Genomic DNA, 21,121 nt, shown 5'->3' with positions numbered 1-21,121 from the left:
TAGTTACGCTATAATCTCAATGAATGTCACTATTGTTCAGTTTTATCATGTGGCTCCATTCAAATTCCCAAACGTCGTAGTTTACAGAAGAAATCTACCAGATGCGCCTGGCCAGTGAATACGCTTTAGATCTGATCAACCGGTCAATGGTCAGTAAGCTGACCTCACGGGTCGGGAACCACAGGGGTTTCTCACTAAACTAGTGTGAGTTAACTATTTTAATGCTTGAAGCGGAGAAATGATGCCCAGGAGCTATAGTATGCTGCTCCTCTAAATCTATAAGATTATTGATCAATGCCAAAATTCAATGCCATCAAACTCAACGCCTATTTGTGTGGCTGGTATGCCTCAATTAAACGATTGCCGGAATTTGATCGGCGATACGTTCGTTTTGCGTTTGAAAATTTTATTGAACGACTGCGGATGCTCAAAGCCGAGTTGATAAGCGATTTCGGCGGTCGTCAGGGCGTTTGTACTTAACAATTCTTTCGCCTTGTCAATCAATTTATTGTGAATATGTTGCTGGGTATTTTGGCCGGTTAAGGAACGTAGCATATCACTCAAATAATGAGGTGATACGTTCAATTGCTCAGATAGGTACTGAACCGTTGGCAGGCCGTCAGTCAATGTTTTCTGGGTATCAAAATAATCGGACAGCAACGTTTCCAGCCGGGTAAGTATGTCATGATTGGCGGCTTTGCGGGTAATGAACTGGCGGTTATAAAACCGGTTGCTGTAATTGAGCAGTAGTTCAATCTGCGAAACAATTACATCCTGGCTATACTGATCAATGGGTAACGCCAACTCTTCGCCAATGCCCCTGAACACGCCCATGATCGTCTCTTTTTCCTTTTCCGAAAGATGCAGCGCTTCATTGGATGAGTATAAAAAGAACCCATAATTTTTGATAGTTTTCCCCAGCGGATAGTTACGAAGAAAATCCGGGTGAATCATCAGCGAAAAGCCTTCATCATACCGTTGACCATCTACACTGGAAATCAACTGATTGGGTGAAACAAAGCAGAGTCCCCCTTCATCGAAGTCATAATACGTCTGGCCGTATGGCACCTGACCCGTAAACTGCTTTATATACGAAATCTTGTACAGATTCGTCATCAACCCCTTCCCTAACTCAGTCATATCTGCTTTCATGTCCTGAAAACTGCTCAGACTCACCAGCGGATGCAACGGCTTGGGCAACCCCAGCGCTTTGTGCAGTTCAGCAACGGAAGTGAAGATATAGGGTGGCTTTGGCTCTTTTTTCATACGTAGAGGTCTTTTTTGTCAGGGTGACGCAGGAAGCGCCTTAGAGTATGCTGGCAGATTAGCAAGGTATTTTATAGATGCTTCCTGCGTCACCCTGACAGGAAATTACAACGTTGCCATATCAATCACAAAACGGTACAAAACATCCCCTTTTAACATTCGGTCGAACGCGGTGTGAATGTCTTTAATATTAATCAATTCAATGTCGGAAACAATGTTGTGCTCGGCGCAAAAATCCAGCATTTCCTGGGTTTCGGGCAAGCCACCCGCTCCCGAACCGGATACGACTTTATTTCCCGTGGCCAGCGTAAACGACGAAAGCTGCCAGGGTTCGGCAGGCATACCGACGTTGATGTAAACGCCATTGGTTTTTAACAGGGCGAGATACGGATTAAGATCATGATTGGCAGCCACCGTATCAACAATAAAGTGGAACGAACGTAGTGCCAACTTCATTTGCTCTTCCTCTTTCGTGACGACAAAATGATGTGCACCCAGCTTTTTGGCAGCTTCTTCCTTGCCGGGCGATGTGCTCAACACCGTTACCTCCGCCCCAAAGGCTACGCCGAATTTCACGGCCATATGGCCTAATCCACCCAGCCCAACGACAGCCAGTTTATGCCCCTCGCCCACCTTCCACCTACGCAGTGGCGAATACGTCGTGATACCCGCACACAGCAGGGGTGCCACCGCAGCGAAGTCTAGCTTTTCAGAGACATGATGGGCAAAATCTTCATTCAGCACAATGTTGTTGGCATAGCCACCGTAGGCAGGCATATTGTAGTGGTCCAGATTGTTGTAGGTCACCACCGGACTAACGGCGCAAAACTGCTCCTGTCCATTTTTGCAGTCCTCACACGTCCGGCACGAATCGACCATGACACCCACGGCAGCCCGGTCGCCGGTTTTGAATTTGGTTACGTGGTTGCCGACTTGCGAAACAATACCGACAATTTCATGACCGGGCACCATCGGAAACAAACCAGGAAACCACTCGTTTCGTGTCAGGTGAACATCGGTGTGACAAACCCCACAGTAGGCAATGTCGATCAATACGTCGTGCGGGCCAACATCCCGTCGCTCAAACTCCCAGGGGACTAAATCTGTTTCAGCACTTTGCGCTGCATATCCTTTCGAGTGAATCATAATCGCTGTTGTCTAACTTACGACCACAAAGGTCACTGCTCGCCACGGGCAGACAGTAGCCAAACCCACGGATGTTGTAGCCAAAATGAAGCAGAAGCTCTTCCTACCAGTTTTCGTTAGTGATGCGCTGTGTAGGCCGCTAGTAACTGTTCAAATATGCCAGCGAATGTGCGAACATTCGCCAGCATGGTTTCGGGCTTTTGGGTTTTTGTCTGCAACTCTTTGTAGCTTATTTCCTGATCTGTTTGCAGGCCAGCATGGATCCCAAAAGCCAGTAATTTTCTCAGTAAGAGAAAAATAGTGTTCCACTCCAGGATCTGGGGAGGCAATCCATGCAACTGCGTTTGAATGTCTCCAGACTTAATTTTATTAAGATAGCGCCTAATTACTTCGATCTCCTGCGGGCTAAATTCTATGGTCACTTGGTGCACTATTTTTTGCTTTTCGAACTTCTCAATAAGTCTAAATTGATTCAACTCGCCGGGTGAAAATGGCAAGTTTGGCAATCACAGATTTGAAAGTTTAGTCAGAGCATCTGCCAATGATTTAACGAAGTTAATTTGCCTGGCTTTATTACTTTCAAACATGAAGTCGTTGATGCTTTTGCTGGTGTACTTAGAAAAATCGCCAACGATGGCCAACCGCATTCGATAAGTTGAGAATTTCTGTAAAATTTCGCCCGCCATTCCGGTCTTTAAATCAAAAAAGTCGGGTATGATATTTTTTTCGTGAAGGATGATACTGTCGAAATCCTGATAATAAAGCTGTTTAGGATTATTCTTTCTAGTCTGCTTTACCCCTAAATCCCCTAAAGGGGACTTTAACTCAGGCACGTACCAAGTCCCCTTTAGGGGATTTAGGGGTAAAGCAGACTGACAAAACGAGATAGTGAACCTGGAGAAGAATAATCCTAAACAGGTTCAATATAAATTACCTAACAAATCCAGCCCATCTTCAGCCGTTTTAATGATAAGATCACCCGAGATTACCTCGGCAATTCGACTGTCATTTAATTGGTGCGATTCTATAGTCATTCTGAATCTATTATTTAACCGCCAGGAACGCTAAAGTAAATGCGTAAAGGGCGCTACGTAGTTGACCTGATTTCCTGATAAGTTTGTCGGTCAATTAGTCAAGACTATGCTTTGACAATCATCTGGTCGAAAACGGCCCGCTGCTCCTTCATCGACGTCAGTTTATCGGCCGGATTGGTATGACATTCGAGCAATACCCAACCGTTGTAATTCATCTTGACCAGATTATTCAGCAGCGACTGGTAGGGATAATCGGTTCGGTCCAGCTCTCGGACATGGCACGTAGCACCGAACCGATCTTTAACCAGGTTGAAGTTGGATTCGAAGCCTTTTCCGTTCAAATCCTGCGGGTTGCAGTTCCAGCAGATGGTGGCATTCGGATGGTTCGCTACGTCCATGATCCGCTTGGTCATGGGCAACTCCTGCGTTTCTTCGCCGTGGACTTCCAGCCGGATTTGCTGTCCCAGCTCTGCCCCGTAGCGGGCCAGCTCGTTCAGGGACTCCCCTATTTGAGTAATTGTCTTTTCGACGGGCACTTCTTTGTGAAGGGCGTTGGGTTTCACTTTTACACCCGTTCCGCCCACATCGGCACTCAACCGGATGAATTCTTTAGCCCGTTCAATCGACGCTTTTAGTTGTGATTGATCCACATAATCGAACTGCTGGTTGGTACCCAGCCCAACGAGTTTAACCTGACTGTCGGCAAATCGCTTTTTGACGTCCTGCCGTTGGGCAGCATTCAGGTCGGGCATTACGTTGTGTGCGTGCTCGACGCGCAATTCCACACCAAGGATGCGGGCATCCGCACAATTTTTGATCAGCATCGGCAAATCCCAGTCTTTTCCCCACAGATACGTAACAAACCCCAGCTTGATGGCTGATTTATCTCCCACCGATTCACTCGCCCAACTCGCTCCCGATACAAGCGTAGCGCCCGCCAGTAGTGACATTTCTTTCAGGAAAGTTTTTCTATCAATACCAGACATGGGCTTTGGGAGTAGGGGTTAAATAGCAACGCTTTAGGAAGAGGACAATCATTTAGCTAAAGTGTAGCTTTTAATATTGCTACTTGTGGAGATACGGATACATTACGTATCTTGGTAGTTATGCGATTTTGTATTATCTAACCAGCGAGGTATTATTTACGACATTCGAGCAAAGAATGTCCCGGCGGTTTGTTGCTCTAACGGTAAAGAAACGACACAAAATTATCTATGCATGATTCGTAATAATTCGGATGTTAATTTTTCTCTTGGCAAGCCATGTATTAGATATAAATCACCACCCTGACTATAAAATTTATCGATCACATCTTGACTGTCGATTAAACTAAGAGCAACTATTTTTATTGAACTCCAGCGCTGTTTTACAATTCCTGTCGCTTCAATGCCATCCATTCCCGGCATATTTATATCCATCAGAATGAGATCAATGTAATTTGACTCCTCTAATTTATCTAGCAAATCCTGTCCATCTAATGCCTCTATCAAAACGTCGAAATCACCATTTTTCTCAAGTAGCATTTTGATAGACTCCCTTAAAAGACGGTGATCTTCCGTTATAGCAATCTTTATTTTTCCCATCTCATTTGTCTACCACAAAAAATCCGCTACGTCTACCTTCGTAAAGATAAACGTAGCGGATGACTCAGTCTACTCGATTGATTATGCGGTTCTCAATCGTCTACCGGCAGTCTAAACACTAAACCGCGTCAACCATTTCTTCTGGTGTATGATTTAATCGCTTCTCCGTTAGCTCGTTATAGACACCGTCCCAGAGGTCAATGCGCTTTTGCAGCGCCTGGCGAATTACCTGTTCGGCTTCCTGCCAGTACTGTTCGTTGTCGCCACACAGGTTCGCCGTCATTTGCAGCGCGAGGTTGCTGTGGTGATCACCGTCTACTTCAATGTGGCGTTCGAGGTAGTACTTGAAGATTGACAGGCTATCCGGAAATGTGGTATGCAGGTCGTCGATGATGGACATGAACATGCCGGGAATCAAATCTTCCCGTCCGAATGTAAACACCGCCGATTGCAGGTGCTCCCGGTTGCTCACAATCACGTCAAACGTGAAACGAACAAAGTCTTCGGCGGCCTTCGGTGTTCCCGACCGCGTAAATGCCCGGTCGAAATCGCCGGTTGCTTTCAATTCGGCAATAAAGGTTTCAATGGGTAACGTATCAGCTCCACATTGCTGCATCGCATCCAGATATAGTTCGAAATGGCTTTTCCGTACACCCTCCCTATCCACATCCGATTCTTCTCCAGCCACAATTTCATTGATCAAATAGCGCGTCTCGGCCGATCCTTTCGGAAACCAGGGGACGGATGTGCAGGTCAGATTCGTTTGCAGCGCCTTGAGTAACGACATAAAATCCCAGACGGCAAACACATGGTACTGCATAAACACCCGTATATCCTCAACACTTTGAATCGCGGCATAGACCTTGTGGTTTATGATCTCCTCCCGTAACGGCTCAATTCCTTTTTTAATCTGTTCAATTCGCTGGTTCATCATTGGTCATTTTCACTTTTTCATACATACGGCTGGCACTCACTAACAGATTTTGGCGAGTCCTGAGCGCCAACCATTCGCCCTCCTCCTGGTATTACGGAGATACGTAGCAAACTGTTACTCATCACTTTGCCCGCGACTTCGCTATCTTGGCTAACACCGTTTTGGCGTTTCCGCCCATTATCTTGTCGACTTCGTCGCTGGAAAGTCCTTTTGCTTTGAGGGCTTCCGCTACCTGAGGAAACTGCGTGTAGCTGGTCATCACCGGTTGGAAGTTGGCGCTCATATCCGTGCCAATACCCACATGATCAATGCCTACTACGTCCACCAGACGCTTTATATTATCGATATAGTCGTCGAAGCTTTTGTTAAATCCGGAGGGCCACGCGCCAATTACTCCACCCGTATCAGCCACTACTTTTGCGTGCTCTTTCGAAATCGCCCGGACGGCAATTGGCCGATCGGCTTCCATTTGCAGCACACTGTGCGACAACAAAATAGGCGCCTTCGTGAGGCTGGCTACCGCTTTGGCTGTTTGAAAGGAAGCGTGTGCTACGTCGATCGCCATGCCCAGTTCGTTCATCTTTTTTACGACGTCTTTCCCAAACGACGATAACCCATTAAATGCAGGTTCGGCCGTCTGAAGATCGCCGATATTGTTGGGGGCATAGTGGACCAGTTGAACGGATCGAACACCATCCTGATAGGCCTCGTCCAGCCGCTGGAGTTGATCGTCCAGAAAATCGCCCCCTTCCACCGCGAGATAACCAAAGGGACTACTCTGTTCGGCGTTCAGGCCACTCAGGTCGGTTGAAAACGGGATGGATTGGGCACTGAACACTTCTTTGAGCCGTTGGAGCTGTCGTTTATACTCGGCCCACTCCTCGCCCGGCGCGTATTTCCGGGTAATGATTATGCCTTTGGGACCTGGTTTGATAAGCGGAGCATCGGCTACCAACGCGAGGAAGCCACCCGTCAACTGGCCTTGTTTCATGTCGCTAACCGTTTGGGTCAGCCTGGTTTCCGGGTTATTCGCGAAGTTGCGTTCTGTCATTGACCATCCCGGATGGCAGTGAAAATCGAAATAGATCGACGTCTTCGGAGCAGGCATGGCAAAACCCGCCAGGCTATCTACGGGTAGCCAGGCAGCTCCAGCCGCCAGGGTACATACGCTTTTCAAAAACTGTTTTCGTGTTTGCATAGGAAGGTGGTGAGCAATATAAGGTAGCAGAATACATTCAGTTCATTGCTTAGAAAGGGTCATCTGTTTGTCGTCTAGCTCGACATTAAAATTCACTTTTGCACCCAGCGCGGAAAACACTTTCAGGATTGTTTCAAATCGGGCGTTCGTCACACTATTTTCTAATTTTGAGATCTGGGCTTTCTGAACGCCTACCAAAGCGCCCAGTTGCTCCTGCGTTAGATGGCGTTCTTTCCGGGCCTGTTTAATGGCATTTCCCAATAACTCAATTCTTAGTTCATTGTCAAAGGTATCTCGTCGCGATGTTCCTACTTTTCCAATGTGCTTTTCGATCATTGAGTCCAGCGAAACAGTTTTCAATGGCTTTGTTGTATCGTTCATTTCTTTTCGTTCAAGTATTGTTTGCGAATAGTTTCAGCCTTTTCAATCTCTTTAGGTGGTGTTTTATTCGTCTTTTTCAGCATTCCATGCGTGGCAATTACTAACGTTTCTACAGGGGCGACCTTGTCCCAAAAGGCAAAAAGTCGGTAAGCTTTCCCCTGGTACAAAGTTCTGAACTCCCAAATCTGGTCGTTCAATTTTTGAAAAGTTCACTGTCATTGATGTATTGAGCCTTTCGGATGTTGAAGTAGATTTTTTCTCGTGCCTTGTCGTCAAGATTTTCCAGAAACTCAACAGCATCTGGCAATAATTCAACAATAAATTTTTGGCCCATTCCTTTCTCATCAAAAATAAAAGTTTCCTTAGTAAGAAACAAACAGCTGATCACGCTTTGCTCAGTGCAATAAAAATCCGCTACGTCTTTCTCTAGAAAGTAGACGTAGCGGATGGTTTAGGGTAACTAGCAGCTTATACCGTTCTCAGCAATTTATCGGGCGTGATGGGCAAGTCGCGGATGCGCTGGCCGGTAGCGTTAAACACCGCGTTGGCAACAGCAGCCGCAAACCCGATCAGGGCAATTTCGCCCATGCCTTTAGCCCCCATGGGATTGATGTACGGATCGGGCTTGTCGATGACAATTGTTTCGGTATGCGGTACATCGGCGCTGACCGCTACGTGGTAATCGGCCAGGTTGTTGTTGACGTACCGACCGAAGCGATGGTCAATGACGGCTTCTTCCGTCAGGGCCATGCCGATGCCTCCCGCTACCCCACCAATCATCTGACTGGCGGCTGTTTTCGGGCTGATGATACGTCCTGAATCTGCCACGCTGACCGCTTTTGACACCCGTACAACGCCCGTAGACGGGTTGACGCGCACCTGCACGAAATGCACTGAAAACGAATACATGGAATATTTCTGCTCATCCGACTTACCGCTCCCCTTCGACTCTTCGGTTTTGTCGAGTGTTGCCAGGTTTGCTTTTTTTAGCAGATCACCAATCGCTACTTTCTTGCTGCTATCACCATCGACAGACACAAAACCATCGGCAATGGTCAGGTCGTCGGGTTTAAGTCCGGCCAGCGGTGTGCCCGATTGCGTTGCTATGTCCATCAGGGATTTTCTCACGGACGTACAGACCTGATGGATCGCCGAACCAACCGTCGACGTAATGGTTGACCCACCCTGCTGGGGCGAGTTGGGCAATGCCGAATCGCCGTACTCCACTTTTATTTTATCGACCGGAACGCCCAGTACATTATGCGCAATCATGGTCATGGCGGTGCCTGTACCCGGTCCAATATCGGTCACCGAACATTGCAGCAGCAACGTACCATCGGCGTTCAGTACGGCCCGTGCAGTGGCCCCGCCCTTGCTGGCGTTGAACGTACCCGAACTCATGCCGTAACCAATCAGCCAGTCACCATCTCGATTACTGCCGGGTTCGTTTTTACGACTACTCCAGCCAATGGCCTCGGCGCCTTTCTGATAAGCCTCTTTCAGGTTTTTGTCCGAGTACGGTCGGTTATGTTCGGGGTCGGTTTCGGTATAGTTCCGTAGCCGGAATTCGATAGGGTCGAGTTTGAGCTTGTGAGCCATTTCATCCATCGCCGATTCGAGCGCAAAGGCTCCGGTTGCTTCGCCCGGTCCGCGCATCCAGATCGGTACCCCCCGGTCGAGTGGCACGATTTTGTATTTCGTGCTCACGTTCGGGCAGTCATACATGAACTTGGTCATGCTTACCGTGCCCTCGGTAAAATCCTCATACGTAGCGGTTTCACCCGTAGCGGCATGGGAAAGGCCAACCAGTTTTCCGTTCGCATCGGCCCCCATGTTGATGGTTTGTACCGTCGTGGGCCGATGGCCCACCAGCGAAAACATCTGGCTGCGGGTGAGCATCAGCTTTACCGGACGACCTACTTTTTTGGCGATGGCCACCACCGCGATCTCCTGCGGCCAGGTGCGTAGCCCCATGCCGAAGCCCCCGCCCATAAACTCGGTATGGACGTGAACGTTGTTTGGGTCAATCTTAAAAGCATCCGCCACCGACTTCTGCGTACCTTTCACCCCCTGGGTTTTGGCATACACCATTACCTTGTCATCGCCGGTCCAGCCCGCCAGTACGCCGTGCAGTTCCATCGGCTGATGCACTTCAATAGGGATTGTGTACTTGGCTTCCAGCGTCACGGGCGCCGATTTATACGCATCGGCATTTCCCCGCGAGTAATCTTCAAACCGGGGGCCTTTCGGTGTTACGCCTTTCTCCAGATTTTTGGTCAGATCCGTCTGGTGAGGCTGTTTGTTATAGGTTGCTTTTACGAGCGAAGCCGCGTAGGTTGCCCGTTCGAACGTATCGGCCACGACCATCGCAATCGGCTGTCCGTAAAATAAGATCTTGTTCGTGTGTAGAATCCGGTACTTCTCTCCACCCGATGGTGGTCCCGGCGGAGGACCGTTGCCATTACCCTGAACGGGCGCATCCCAGCCCGGAATCTGCGGCATATTCTGATGCGTAAAGACGCCCAATACACCGGGGGCACCCGCGGCTTTTTTGGTATCGAGACCAGCAATGGTTCCTTTGGCGATGTCGCTGCCAACAATCACGCAATAGGCAGTATTGGGCATCTCAAACTCCGCAAAGTATCTGGCCCCGCCAGTCACTTTCATGCGCCCGTCAACCCGGTCGATGGGCGGATTCTTTGTGTCTTTCGTCATGGTCGGGGTTATGCCGTTTTAGTGGCCGTTTTTAGCGCTTCAACAATCGAGTTGGGCGCCATGGTCAGCTTGAAATCATTTTCACCGTATCCTTTAGCCCCTTTCATCGCCAGTTCAGCCGCTTGCTTAAACATGGCTTCTGTGGCCGGTTTGCCACGCAGAAATTTCTCCGCTTCAACCAGTCGCCAGGGTTTGTGCGCGACGCCCCCCATGGCCAGCCGGGCTTCCTGAATGGTGTTCCCATTCATCTTTACCCCCACACCGACCGACACCAGCGCGAACGCATAGGACGCCCGGTCACGAACTTTGAGGTAATGCGAGTTCCCCGCAAATCCGTTCATTGGTAAATCAACCGACATGATCAGTTCGCCGGGTTGCAGGGTATTGTCTTTCTGGGGCGTATCACCGGGCAGGCGATGAAACTCACCGAACGGAATCCGTCGATCTCCTTTTGGGCCTGATATGTTTACGGTCGCATCCAGCGCAACCAACGCAATACACATATCGCTCGGGTGTACGGCGATGCATTTGTTACTGGCACCGAGAATGGCGTGCATCCGGTTGTAGCCACCGATGGCACCACAGCCACTGCCCGGTTCACGCTTGTTGCAGGGCAGGGCCGTGTCATAAAAATACGAGCAACGGGTGCGCTGCATCATGTTGCCACCCACCGTCGCCATGTTCCGCAACTGGGGGGAGGCTCCGGCATTTAACGCCATCGACAACAGCGGAAAGTTCTTCACCACCAGCTCATGTTCGGCCACGGCCGTGTTTTTGGCTAACGCACCGATACGTAGTCCGGTGGCTGTTTTCTCGATCGTGTTGAGCGGAATCCGGGTGATATCGACGAGTTTTTCGGGCGTCGTAACGCCACGTTTCATCAGGTCGATCAGGTTGGTACCACCGGCCAGAAACATCGTCGTGTTATCTTTCGTGATGGCCGCGATGGCCGCTTTGGGGTTCGTAACCCGCACATACTGAAACTGGTTCATACTCTGACTCCGGATTGTTTTACGTCCACAATGGCATCTACAATGTTCGAATATGCGCCACAGCGGCAGATGTTGCCGCTCATGTATTCCCGAATTTCATCCGGATTGTCGGCATGTCCTTCCCGGATACACGCCACCGCCGACATGATCTGACCGGGCGTGCAATACCCGCACTGAAAGCCGTCGTGTTTGATAAACGCTTCCTGCATCGGATGTAGCTTACCCTCCGGGCCGCCCTCGGCCAGCCCTTCGATGGTCGTCACTTTACAACCGTCGGTCGTCATTGCCAGTGTCAGGCAAGCGTTGACCCGTTGGCCGTCGACGTGCACGGTACAGGCACCGCACTGGCCGTAATCGCAGCCTTTTTTCGTGCCCGTCAGGTTGAGTTGTTCGCGCAGGAGATCCAGCAACGTAACGCGCGGCTCGATTTTCAGTTGCTGCATCGCTCCGTTGATTTCAACCTTCAGAGGAATCTGTTCAAAAGCAACGGCCAGTTTCTCATCCAGCCCCTTCTCGACCGCCGTTATAGCCGCCGGGGGTGTTATGGCCAGCGCAGCCAGTGCCGATGATTGCTTGAGAAAACCCCGCCGGGACGACCCCGGGTTTTCTGTCGAGCCATCGTTGATTTCATCGTCTTTCATGTCGTCCGTTGAGTTAGTGTTGACGTAGTAGCTTACTAAAAATGTGTTGAAGGAAAATGTTAACCACAGAGTCCACAAACCTAAAATCGTTCGCGACCCCGGCCCAGAAGGGACATTGTTATAGAGCGTAAGCAAAGTCCCCTTCTGGGCCGGGGTCGCGAACGATTTTAGAGGTGAAGGCAGGCTATTCTTTTATAAGTAGAGATATTACGAAAAGCCCAGCACTGGGTGTGGTTGGTAAAGCTCTTCCAACTGCCTGATTTCATCATCCGACAACGTAACGGAAAGCGCCCCAACGGCATCCTCCAGATGACCCGGCTTGCTGGCCCCGATGATGGGCGCTGTAACGATAGGTTTGGAAAATAACCAGGCAAGTGCCACTTGCGTAGCAGGAATTCCGCGGGCTTCGGCCAGTTGCGTCACCCGATCGGCAATGGCGAAATCATCGTCGCGTGTGTACAACGACTTGCCAAAGGTGTCTGTTTTCGCGCGTTCGGTTTCGTTACGTTTCCGACTACGTTTGCCCGTCAGCAAGCCCCGCGCCAGGGGCGACCAGGGAATGACGGCGATTTTCTGATCCTTGCAGAACGGCAACATTTCACGCTCTTCCTCGCGATACACCAGATTGTACTGCGGCTGCATGGATACAAACCGCGTCCAGCCGTTCAGATCGGCGATGTATTGCGCCTGCGCAAACTGCCAGGAAAACATGGACGACGCACCAATGTAGCGGGCTTTTCCGGCTTTCACCACGTCGTGTAGTGCCTCCATCGTTTCTTCAATGGGCGTGTCGTAATCCCAGCGGTGAATCTGGTAAAGGTCGACGTAATCGGTTCCCAGTCGCTTCAGGCTCGCGTCGATAGCGCTCATGATGTGTTTGCGGGAAAGGCCTTTGTCGTTGGGACCGGGGCCCATCGGGTTAAAGACTTTCGTGGCTAGAACCACCTCGTCGCGGGACGCAAAGTCACGTAGTGCCCGCCCTACCACTTCTTCACTGGCCCCTGCCGTGTAGACATCGGCCGTATCGAAAAAGTTAATGCCCAGTTCAAGGGCTTTTTGAATAAACGGGCGACTTTGCTCTTCGTTCAGCGCCCAGGGCCAGCGGTCCGTTGGCCGGCCGTAGGTCATGCAGCCCAGGCAAATTTTGGAGACGACCATCCCCGTATTTCCGAATCGTACGTATTCCATACCGTGAGTTTACTTTCTTCGTTAAAGAAACTCACCAGCAGACGAATCGTTTTCAGAATCCTCAATTCGTTCCTTTCAGATGTGTATCCAGCCAGTCGAAGATGGCCTTCTGATTGAAATCGCTATCGAACATAACCCCGTAATGTGGCGCACCGGGCACGATGATGAGCCTGTTCTTCACCTGAGCCAGCGTCAGCCACGAACTTAACATGACCGATTGAGCAGCAGGTACCGACTCGTCTTTCTCGCCCTGAATGATCAGAAAAGGCGGATCGTTTTTATCGATGTACGTAGCGGGGCTGGCTCGTTTTGCCAGATCGGGACGTAGTAACGGAGAGGCTCCGAGCAGGTTTTTTTCGGGACTGGCGACGGCCGTATCCGACAGCGGTGCATCCCGACGAACCATCGCCAGTAAATCGGCCGGGCCGTAGAAGTCAACGACGGTTTTGATGCGAAACGATGGCTTCTTCCGATTGACGTAAAAATCAGGCATATCGTTATTGTTGGACAGGGCTTGCAGCGACGCCAGGTGGCCACCCGCCGAAAAACCCATCAGGGCAATCCGATTCCGGTCGAAGCCATATTTAGCTGCGTTCTGATAGAGAAATTCAAGCGCCTGATTGCAGTCCTGAATCTGGGCCGGAAACGGAGCCGTGGTGCTGTGCCGGTAGTCGATCGAGGCAAAGGCATATCCTTTTTCCAGAATCGAGCGGACGGTATTTTTCATGTAGCCCATGTCGGCATACTTGTCATTCTGCATCCAGGCACCTCCATGCACCCAAACCACCAACGGCGGGTTGGTGCCGGTCTTGGCGGGCAGATAGATGTCCAGCAAGTGCTTTTTTAACGTATCACCCGCATACGCTACGTTCGCTACGAAACGGGTATCCGCCGGAAAAATGGCTTTTACAGGATTGCTATTTTGCGCCCGGCATAACGGAGCGGTTAGTAGTAAACATAGCACAATATGTAGGGTATGCTGAATGGAGATGGTATTCATACGTGGGGTTTGGAATTAGGTAAATTTAGTCTTTTCTGACAGAATTTACTGGATTAAACTATAAATCAAACGCTGGTTTATCCGAACGTTGGCCCGGCTGTAAATCCTGTCAAATTATCAGTTCAATCAAAGAAAATGGCAGTTCAAACGATACAGCGCTGGACACGAAGCGGGAAACCCACAATTTTGATTCAGTAAACAACAAAAAACTACTTGAATCATGAAAGTCCTCTTCTCGTTACTTACTCTATCCCTCGTTTCGCAAAGCCTGCTGGCACAACCTAAACCAGCCGTTCGCAAGTCAACCACAACGGCACGTCCGGCCGTTACCCGAACCGCTGCCGCTCCGGCGAAAAAGCCCGCTTCGGCAGCCTCATACACCGCTCCACAGTCGGCGAATGCAGCGCCCGCTCCCCAGCCGCAACAACAACCAGCGACCGTCTATGCGGCTCCTCAGGCACAGGCAGCACCAGCCAGTCGACCGACTCAGTATTCGGCGCCCGTAAACGTGGCGAACAGCCGTTTCCGGCTTGGATTCCGGTTAGGGGCCAACTCCTCAACGATTGGTGGTTTTGATCCGGCAAATTTTGGAGAAGGTGTTAAAGTTGCCCGTGTCATTGGCTTCCACGGGGGCGTGATGTTCAATTTTGGCGGCCCAAACTTTTCGGTACAACCCGAAATTCTGTATACCCAATATGGTGTTAAGATGACCGCTGGCCCCGATTATCTGCAGTTGAAATATAACCTTATCGAGGTCCCCGTATTGTTCAAAGCGTCCTTCGGACAGCCTAATCTTCGGTTTTTTGTCAATGCCGGTCCGGTAGGCAGCTACACGATGGGCGGAACGATTTCGGTGCAGGAAGCGGGTCAGTCAGAATCGCAGAAGATCGACATGACGGGTTCCGGCCGTTTTTCGTTCGGGGTTTCGGGTGGCGCCGGAGTGGCTTTACAGGCCGGACCGGGTGCCGTTCAACTGGAAGCCCGTTATTCCTACTTGTTTTCGAGTAACGACGACGGCACAAAGCTAAAACCTCAGAATGCAATGCTGTCGGTAGGCTATCTTTTCCCGCTGGGCGGACGATAGATTGTCACTTAATTTCTGTGAGCCGCTACGTTGGTCCTTACTAGACCAGCGTAGCGGCTCACGATTTATATAGGGAGTCTGTTTAGGATTATTTTCTCTGGTCTGTTTTGCCCCTAAATCCCCTGAAGGGGACTTAGGCTGGGAGTGAGAAAAGTCCCCTTCAGGGGATTTAGGGGCAAAACAGACAGTTTCTAAGGTTTTTCAAAACTTATAGGTATGTAATCACTGGTGAGAACAACCAGGCACCATCCTGCTGGATATTTCCCTTCATTTCCCTGGTCTACACTATACCGTCAAACAATTCCCTTCAACAGGGTCTTTGTCAAGGTAAATCGAGTATGGAATGAAACCAATTATTGTAATAGCGGGTGGTACGGGTGATCTCGGCGGTCGAATTAGTAAGGCATTGCTTAACCGAGGTGCCGAGGTGCAGGCGCTGGTTCGCCCCAGTACAGATGCGACCAAAGTGGCAACCCTTGAGCAGCGGGGAATAAAGGTTATCCGAGTTGAGCTATCGGATATTGATGAGCTCACCGAAGCCTGTGCGGGCGCTTCCTGCGTTGTTTCGGCATTACAGGGCTTACACGATGTTATTGTCGACGCTCAGTCCAACTTGCTCGAAGCAGCGCTGGCGGCTGGCGTACCGCGCTTTATTCCCTCCGATTTTTCGAGTGACTTCACCAAACTGTCTCCGGGCGATAACCGAAACTTCGATCTGCGCCGTGAATTTAACGCCTATCTGGATACGAAGACGGCTATCCGGGGAACGTCCATCCTCAACGGAGCCTTCGCGGAACTGCTGACCTATAACATTCCAATGCTCAATTTTAAAAACAAAAGCATCGGCTACTGGGAAAGCCCCGACTGGCGGGTAGATTTCACAACCATGAACGACACCGCGGCCTTTACAGCGGTTGCCGCACTGGACCCGAGTACACCAAGGGTTCTGCGTATTGCCAGCTTTCAGATTAGTCCCAACGAGTTAAAAACCGTTGCGGAAGACGTAGTAAAGGCGCCCTTCACGTTGATCCGCATGGGCAGTCGTGACGAACTGGCGGCCTATAACCGACGCGAGCGAGCGGCTCATCCCGAGGGCGAACAGGAGGTCTACCCCGACTGGCAGCGTGGACAATACATGCAGAGTATGTTCAGCGTGCAGAACGACCCGATCGACAACGACCGCTACCCCGACCTAACCTGGACCAGCGTCCGGGACGTACTAGCCACGCGTCGATAGCGATTCAGAACTACGCTTCTCGGATGATTCTGACCGTTCTATCTGTTTATAAATTAGCGGATATCCTACGCTCCCGGCAATCGGGGTGGGATTTTTCTGTTACTAGTTTATAAACCGCTGTAACGCTACGTACTATGAACGATTTAGCGCTTGCCCATATCGCCCAGGACCCGGTCATGGCACGCCTTATTGCCGAAACACCATCGCCCAAAATTTTCAACGAGTATGCCGACGATGTATACCTGGCCCTGCTCGAAAGTATTGTATCACAGCAGATTTCCGTAAAAGCGGCCGACGCCATTTTCGCCCGTTTCCGGAGTCTGTTCCCCGATAATTATCCGCATGCCGATGCTCTGCTTCTCAAAACGACCGACGAGCTACGTAGCGCGGGCCTCTCGTTCCAGAAGATTAAATACCTGCAAAGCGTCGCCGAATTTTCGTTAGCCAATCCAATCGATCGCGCTCACCTCGACCCAATGAGCGATGAAGAAATCGTGCAGTATTTGATCCCGATAAAAGGCATTGGCCGCTGGACGGTTGAGATGATGCTCATGTTCGTGCTCAACCGGCCCGACGTTTTTCCGATCGATGATCTGGTGATTCGGCAACGGATGCTACGTGCCTATCCGGAAAAAACCGAAGGGCTGACCGGCAAGCCTTTATACAAAGTTCTGCACGAAATCGCGAACGCCTGGCGCCCCTATCGAACCGAAGCCAGCCGGTATTTGTGGCGCTGGAAACCGGGCAATGTGTAGAGACGCAAAGGGTTGCGCTCCCTTATGCGTCAGCCATATTCAGCTAAACCATCCGGGAGAGGAGACGCAAAGGGTTATGTCTCTACAACCGTTTTATTTTCACGGCCACTTTCGATTTCACTTTGATTAAGACCTGCACACCGTTGGGACGCACCACAATGCGCTGAGGAATCAGCCGAAAAGTATCGATGTTGAGGGCGGTTTTCTGACCGACTTTGGCGCGGGCAAACGCTGTTTCTATTTTATCGGGTAGTGTAGACAGCTGTTGCCGTAACGGAATTACCATCACAGATTGAATCGTGTCGCGGAGGTGGTCGTGCAGGAGCCAGTCGGCCGTAGCAAACAACCGCTCTTTCGTGTCCACGTCGAAATCTACGTTTAGCATACGCAGCGTATTTGTCAATGTATCATAGTGCGGACTTCCATGAAAATACAACGTTCCCGAAACGGTTCCTCCTACGTCGGCCTTCAGAATCAGTTTCTTCCCGCTTCCATACACCGACGCACTTTTAACCTGAACATTTCCCTTGGCGAGATCGAATTTCTGATTGGTAAATGTGCGGGCCAGCACCTGGTTGACATCCGTATACGGAATGAAGGCAAGTACCTCCAGGCGGGAAGAATCCGGCAGCACTTTCCGACGTAGCAGCCTTGGCAACAGTTGCAGTGTATCAACCATCGGTCTGTCGCCAAGGCGTGTTTTCACCCGAAACGCAATCTGAATAGGTACGGTAATTTGTTTCGCATTGCCGTAAACCGGGGCAACGGCGATACTGAACGGCTGAGGCATCAACCATATGTTGGCAGGCACTTTGGCAATCCGTAGCGGATTCTGCATATCCCGCCAGACTTTACTTACTTCCCGGTCGAGCCGAAGTCCGTCGTGAACGGCTTTGTCGATGGCCGCTTCAATATCGGCCTTCCGTTTGTCAAGGAGTTTTTCCGCAATGTTCGTAACCTTGATTTTTATACCCAGTAATTGAACGGTTGGTTTCTGAATCCACTCGTATTTCTCGAAACGGGCTTTGGTTTCTAATCGCCAGCGGGGGCCAACGCCAACCGGGCTGACAAAGTTAACGGCAATTGCACAGAGGGGGCGGCTTTTGCGGTTTTTGCTTTTGCGCAGGCCGATAGGATTCGTGTACCAGACCTGTAGGGGAGCAGAGAAATAAACCTGCCGATTGGCGTAGGTGATACGTACAGGTCCGGTTCGTTCGACGCGCAAATGCCAGGCCTCCCCCGACTTCCCCTCAAAGGTTTCTTCTGTTACCAGTGTGGTAGACAGCCCCTTGTTCACTTTCTTCTCCAGATCTTTTATGTTGAAGGTAAGCTTGCCGGCCATGTAGGAGACCGGATCGACAACCGCCGGTTCGAACTCCTCGTTGACGGGGGCGTCTGGCCGGACACGATGGCAACTTATGGAAGCGGCCAGGGCTCCCAGTACAACTAAAAATCCGATGATTTGTCGAGCATTCACTGCTACAACAAACACAACGGATCAACAAAATGTTGGCGAGCTAAAATTATATTCACTTTTCGGTTACTAGCGTCCGTGCTTTAACGTCCGTTTCGCAACCACATCCTTTGCCACAGCCAGCCTTTTTTTTCGCAAAAAAGCTCTGATACGCTCGATTACCAAGGTATACCAGCGCAGCGGCAAAAATCAGTAAGACGATAAATTCCTGCATGATACGTTGGATGTATGATATAGGGCACAGGATGTATGTTTTTCGGCAAGAGCCATATGTCCTATGTCATATATCATACATTTTTTTACACCCATCCGTTCCGCTGAGCCAGCCGGAAAGCGTGCTGATAATGGTGTTCACTATGCCAGGCATACAATGCAATTACCTCCGCGAGCGCAAAGGTCCGCTGACTACCGGGGTGAAAATATGTACGTTGCAAGTCAGCCTCAGTCAATGACTTTAGAATTTGTACCCAGCGTGCGTGCAAACTCCGAAGCAACACCAGTGAGATGGCTACGTCCAGTTCTGAATCCGGCAGTTTCGCCCACTCGCCTTCCTCATAGGGCGAGATCGTTGGGTTGTCTTCGGTCAGGGCCAGTTTGGTCCGCACATAGGCATTCATGTGGCTATCCGCTACGTGGTGGACTAATTGTCGGATTGTCCACCCTTCCGGCCGATAGGGCGTATCCAGTCGGTCATCGCCCCACTTGCCAACCAACTCTGTCAGTTTTACGGGAAAATGGTCAATACTGGCAATGTGCTGTTTCGTGTCCGTAGGCGCGTATGATTGCCCATAAACAAAATCACCAATGGGATAACGGAGAGAATCGAGATCTTGCATAATTAGTATCCGACCGACAGGTTTATAAATGAATTGAATTGGCTTTTTAATACAAATATCCTGCGCCGTTGGTTTTCAGAATCGTCCAGTTTCTTTTTAAGACCTAGTCCGGTTCTACAAACGTGACGTCTCCGTTTCAGATCTGATTCATCCAGTTGAAGAGATTAACGAGCCAACATTTGAAGCAGACCAGGGTTAAAATGGAGTAAAGAAAATAGACCTGTTCAATTGTTGTACGGCTCAACTTACTCCTCGTTATGAAACAATCGTCTTTTTCACGTCGTCATTTCATTCAGCATCTGGGAGCGGCCTCCCTGCTAATTTCGGAACTAACAACGCTGGGTTTGCAAAGCTGCACCAGCAAACGTAGTGAATCAACCGCCGATGAAGCCAGCTCCACCACCACCAAAACGGGCTCGGAACGTAAACTCGGTATTGCCCTGGTGGGCCTGGGCAAATACAGTGAGGGACAACTGGCACCAGCGCTGGAAAAAACAACCAACTGTCGTCTGGCGGGCATCGTTACCGGTACGCCGGACAAAGCCGAAAAATGGAAGAAGAAATATGATCTTGCCGATAAAAACATTTACGATTACAAAACATTCGATCAGATCGCCGACAACCCAGACATTGATATTGTTTATGTCGTCTTACCCAATGCCCTGCACGCAGAATACACCATCCGGGCGGCTAAAGCGGGCAAACACGTCATCTGCGAAAAGCCAATGGCGATGACGCCGGAGGAGTGTCAGCAGATGATTGATGCCTGCAAAAAAGCCAATCGGCAACTGTCCATTGGGTACCGGCTTCATTTTGAACCCCATAATCAGGAAATGATGCGATTGGGGCAGAAAGAGGTATTTGGTAAAATTAACCACATTATTGCTGAGAATGGTCAGGTTCAGGATGAAAGCTCGCCCTGGCGGTTAGGACGTGGCATTGGCAGCGGTGGCCCCATCCGCGACGTAGGTGTTTACTGTCTGCAGGGGGCTATCTACACCAAAGGCCAGGTGCCCATTGCCATAACGGCGAAGTTCCACCCGGTAACCGACCCGGAGAAATTCAGCAAGGTGGAGGAAGGCGCCGACTTTCAATTGCATTTCGCGGATGGCACTGTGGCAGACTGCACAGCCAGTTTCAACAAACAGCTGAATAAATTACGGGCCGAAGCGGCCAAAGGCTGGTTCGAGCTAGATCCGTCGTTTGGCTATTCAGGCCTGAAAGGAAAGACAAGCCAGGGCGATATGAAGATCGAGAACGTACCGCAGCAAGCCCGCCAAATGGATGCGTTTGCCGAGTGTATTTTAAAGAACCAGCCGACAACCGTACCTGGTGAGCTAGGTATGCGGGATGTACAATTACTAACCGCCATTTTCGAAGCAGCCCGGACGGGTAAGAAAGTTTCAACGAAAGAGGTACTTCAGGTTATGGATAAATCAGCCCTTCGGAGCTAGCACACCTGTCGTTTATCTCACTAATTGCGCCCCAAAACCTAACTTTTTGTTTTTATATAACCAGAAATAAGCGCCATAAAGATCGGTCCAGCCTCGGCCTGAATAGTACTGGATTTATTGGTACGACTACAGTAATAAGAGGACAAGGGCTCCTGCCAAAACATAGCAATGGTAGGGATGCTAACCAGGGGAGCACATCCGAT

At 50.1% G+C, this 21,121-nt stretch carries 23 protein-coding genes; 4 read left to right on the top strand and 19 right to left on the bottom strand.

Annotated elements, in window-relative coordinates; all coding sequences use genetic code 11:
* Nucleotides 1-348 precede the first annotated feature (348 nt).
* From ACYVEA_RS24995 to ACYVEA_RS24920, 16 genes are all read right to left on the bottom strand, one after another.
* Entirely contained in the window at nt 349-1,266 is a 918-nt protein-coding gene (locus ACYVEA_RS24995; RefSeq protein ID WP_461116158.1) for a helix-turn-helix domain-containing protein, read from the bottom strand.
* Nucleotides 1,267-1,371: 105 nt separating this feature from the next.
* Nucleotides 1,372-2,412 (bottom strand): NAD(P)-dependent alcohol dehydrogenase, encoded by a 1,041-nt coding sequence (locus tag ACYVEA_RS24990; RefSeq protein WP_461116157.1) that lies wholly within the window; start codon nt 2,410-2,412, stop codon nt 1,372-1,374.
* A gap of 116 nt (nt 2,413-2,528) precedes the next feature.
* The gene (locus ACYVEA_RS24985) at nt 2,529-2,834 is read right to left on the bottom strand and encodes a hypothetical protein (protein ID WP_461116156.1); all 306 of its coding nucleotides are present in this window, start codon (nt 2,832-2,834) and stop codon (nt 2,529-2,531) included.
* An 84-nt stretch (nt 2,835-2,918) separates the two neighbouring features.
* Nucleotides 2,919-3,245: a DUF4180 domain-containing protein gene (locus ACYVEA_RS24980; RefSeq protein WP_461116155.1), complete on the bottom strand. Its 327-nt coding sequence runs from the start codon at nt 3,243-3,245 to the stop codon at nt 2,919-2,921.
* A 305-nt stretch (nt 3,246-3,550) separates the two neighbouring features.
* A complete protein-coding gene (locus ACYVEA_RS24975; protein WP_461116154.1) occupies nt 3,551-4,432 on the bottom strand; it encodes a sugar phosphate isomerase/epimerase family protein in 882 nt (293 codons plus the stop codon).
* Nucleotides 4,433-4,654: 222 nt separating this feature from the next.
* Nucleotides 4,655-5,029, bottom strand: a complete 375-nt coding sequence (locus ACYVEA_RS24970) for a response regulator (RefSeq protein WP_461116153.1) — start codon at nt 5,027-5,029, stop codon at nt 4,655-4,657.
* Nucleotides 5,030-5,147: 118 nt separating this feature from the next.
* Nucleotides 5,148-5,960 carry a DUF3050 domain-containing protein gene (locus ACYVEA_RS24965; RefSeq protein WP_461116152.1) on the bottom strand — a complete coding sequence of 271 codons (813 nt, stop codon included), beginning with the start codon at nt 5,958-5,960 and terminating at the stop codon, nt 5,148-5,150.
* A 124-nt stretch (nt 5,961-6,084) separates the two neighbouring features.
* Nucleotides 6,085-7,161: a dipeptidase gene (locus ACYVEA_RS24960; RefSeq protein WP_461116151.1), complete on the bottom strand. Its 1,077-nt coding sequence runs from the start codon at nt 7,159-7,161 to the stop codon at nt 6,085-6,087.
* A 42-nt stretch (nt 7,162-7,203) separates the two neighbouring features.
* The gene (locus ACYVEA_RS24955; protein ID WP_461116261.1) at nt 7,204-7,521 is read right to left on the bottom strand and encodes a helix-turn-helix transcriptional regulator; all 318 of its coding nucleotides are present in this window, start codon (nt 7,519-7,521) and stop codon (nt 7,204-7,206) included.
* 17 nt (nt 7,522-7,538) lie between these two features.
* A complete protein-coding gene (locus tag ACYVEA_RS24950) occupies nt 7,539-7,739 on the bottom strand; it encodes a type II toxin-antitoxin system RelE/ParE family toxin (protein WP_461116150.1) in 201 nt (66 codons plus the stop codon).
* Nucleotides 7,736-7,876, bottom strand: coding sequence for a hypothetical protein (locus tag ACYVEA_RS24945; RefSeq protein ID WP_461116149.1), 141 nt, complete (start codon nt 7,874-7,876; stop codon nt 7,736-7,738). Before ACYVEA_RS24945 ends, ACYVEA_RS24950 begins: the two co-directional genes overlap by 4 nt.
* 134 nt (nt 7,877-8,010) lie before the next feature.
* Entirely contained in the window at nt 8,011-10,257 is a 2,247-nt protein-coding gene (locus ACYVEA_RS24940; protein ID WP_461116148.1) for a xanthine dehydrogenase family protein molybdopterin-binding subunit, read from the bottom strand.
* Nucleotides 10,258-10,265: 8 nt separating this feature from the next.
* Nucleotides 10,266-11,249: an FAD binding domain-containing protein gene (locus ACYVEA_RS24935; RefSeq protein WP_461116147.1), complete on the bottom strand. Its 984-nt coding sequence runs from the start codon at nt 11,247-11,249 to the stop codon at nt 10,266-10,268.
* Nucleotides 11,246-11,890 (bottom strand): (2Fe-2S)-binding protein, encoded by a 645-nt coding sequence (locus ACYVEA_RS24930; protein ID WP_461116146.1) that lies wholly within the window; start codon nt 11,888-11,890, stop codon nt 11,246-11,248. Before ACYVEA_RS24930 ends, ACYVEA_RS24935 begins: the two co-directional genes overlap by 4 nt.
* 207 nt (nt 11,891-12,097) lie before the next feature.
* Nucleotides 12,098-13,078 carry an aldo/keto reductase gene (locus ACYVEA_RS24925; RefSeq protein WP_461116145.1) on the bottom strand — a complete coding sequence of 327 codons (981 nt, stop codon included), beginning with the start codon at nt 13,076-13,078 and terminating at the stop codon, nt 12,098-12,100.
* 61 nt (nt 13,079-13,139) lie between these two features.
* Entirely contained in the window at nt 13,140-14,078 is a 939-nt protein-coding gene (locus tag ACYVEA_RS24920) for an alpha/beta hydrolase fold domain-containing protein (protein WP_461116144.1), read from the bottom strand.
* 220 nt (nt 14,079-14,298) lie between these two features.
* Here ACYVEA_RS24920 and ACYVEA_RS24915 point away from each other — a divergent pair, with 220 nt between their 5' ends.
* The 3 genes from ACYVEA_RS24915 (at nt 14,299) to ACYVEA_RS24905 (ending at nt 17,154) form a co-directional block, all read left to right on the top strand.
* Nucleotides 14,299-15,162, top strand: a complete 864-nt coding sequence (locus tag ACYVEA_RS24915; RefSeq protein ID WP_461116143.1) for a porin family protein — start codon at nt 14,299-14,301, stop codon at nt 15,160-15,162.
* A 343-nt stretch (nt 15,163-15,505) separates the two neighbouring features.
* On the top strand, nt 15,506-16,399 hold the full coding sequence (locus ACYVEA_RS24910; RefSeq protein ID WP_461116142.1) for an NmrA family NAD(P)-binding protein: 894 nt from the start codon (nt 15,506-15,508) through the stop codon (nt 16,397-16,399).
* A 134-nt stretch (nt 16,400-16,533) separates the two neighbouring features.
* Entirely contained in the window at nt 16,534-17,154 is a 621-nt protein-coding gene (locus tag ACYVEA_RS24905; RefSeq protein ID WP_461116141.1) for a DNA-3-methyladenine glycosylase family protein, read from the top strand.
* A gap of 82 nt (nt 17,155-17,236) precedes the next feature.
* On the opposite strand, the gene ACYVEA_RS24900 is transcribed toward ACYVEA_RS24905, so the two are convergent.
* From ACYVEA_RS24900 to ACYVEA_RS24890, 3 genes are all read right to left on the bottom strand, one after another.
* On the bottom strand, nt 17,237-18,631 hold the full coding sequence (locus ACYVEA_RS24900; RefSeq protein ID WP_461116140.1) for a DUF4403 family protein: 1,395 nt from the start codon (nt 18,629-18,631) through the stop codon (nt 17,237-17,239).
* Nucleotides 18,632-18,683: 52 nt separating this feature from the next.
* Nucleotides 18,684-18,842, bottom strand: a complete 159-nt coding sequence (locus ACYVEA_RS24895; protein ID WP_461116139.1) for a FeoB-associated Cys-rich membrane protein — start codon at nt 18,840-18,842, stop codon at nt 18,684-18,686.
* A gap of 85 nt (nt 18,843-18,927) precedes the next feature.
* Nucleotides 18,928-19,464 (bottom strand): YfiT family bacillithiol transferase, encoded by a 537-nt coding sequence (locus ACYVEA_RS24890; RefSeq protein WP_461116138.1) that lies wholly within the window; start codon nt 19,462-19,464, stop codon nt 18,928-18,930.
* A gap of 257 nt (nt 19,465-19,721) precedes the next feature.
* Between ACYVEA_RS24890 and ACYVEA_RS24885 the strand changes: the two genes are divergently transcribed.
* On the top strand, nt 19,722-20,918 hold the full coding sequence (locus tag ACYVEA_RS24885) for a Gfo/Idh/MocA family protein (RefSeq protein ID WP_461116137.1): 1,197 nt from the start codon (nt 19,722-19,724) through the stop codon (nt 20,916-20,918).
* Nucleotides 20,919-21,121 lie beyond the last annotated feature (203 nt).

The sequence above is a fragment of the Spirosoma jeollabukense genome (assembly GCF_054777855.1).
The sequence above is the reverse complement of the archived record's forward strand: the minus strand, read 5'-3'. Positions and strand labels throughout refer to the sequence as shown.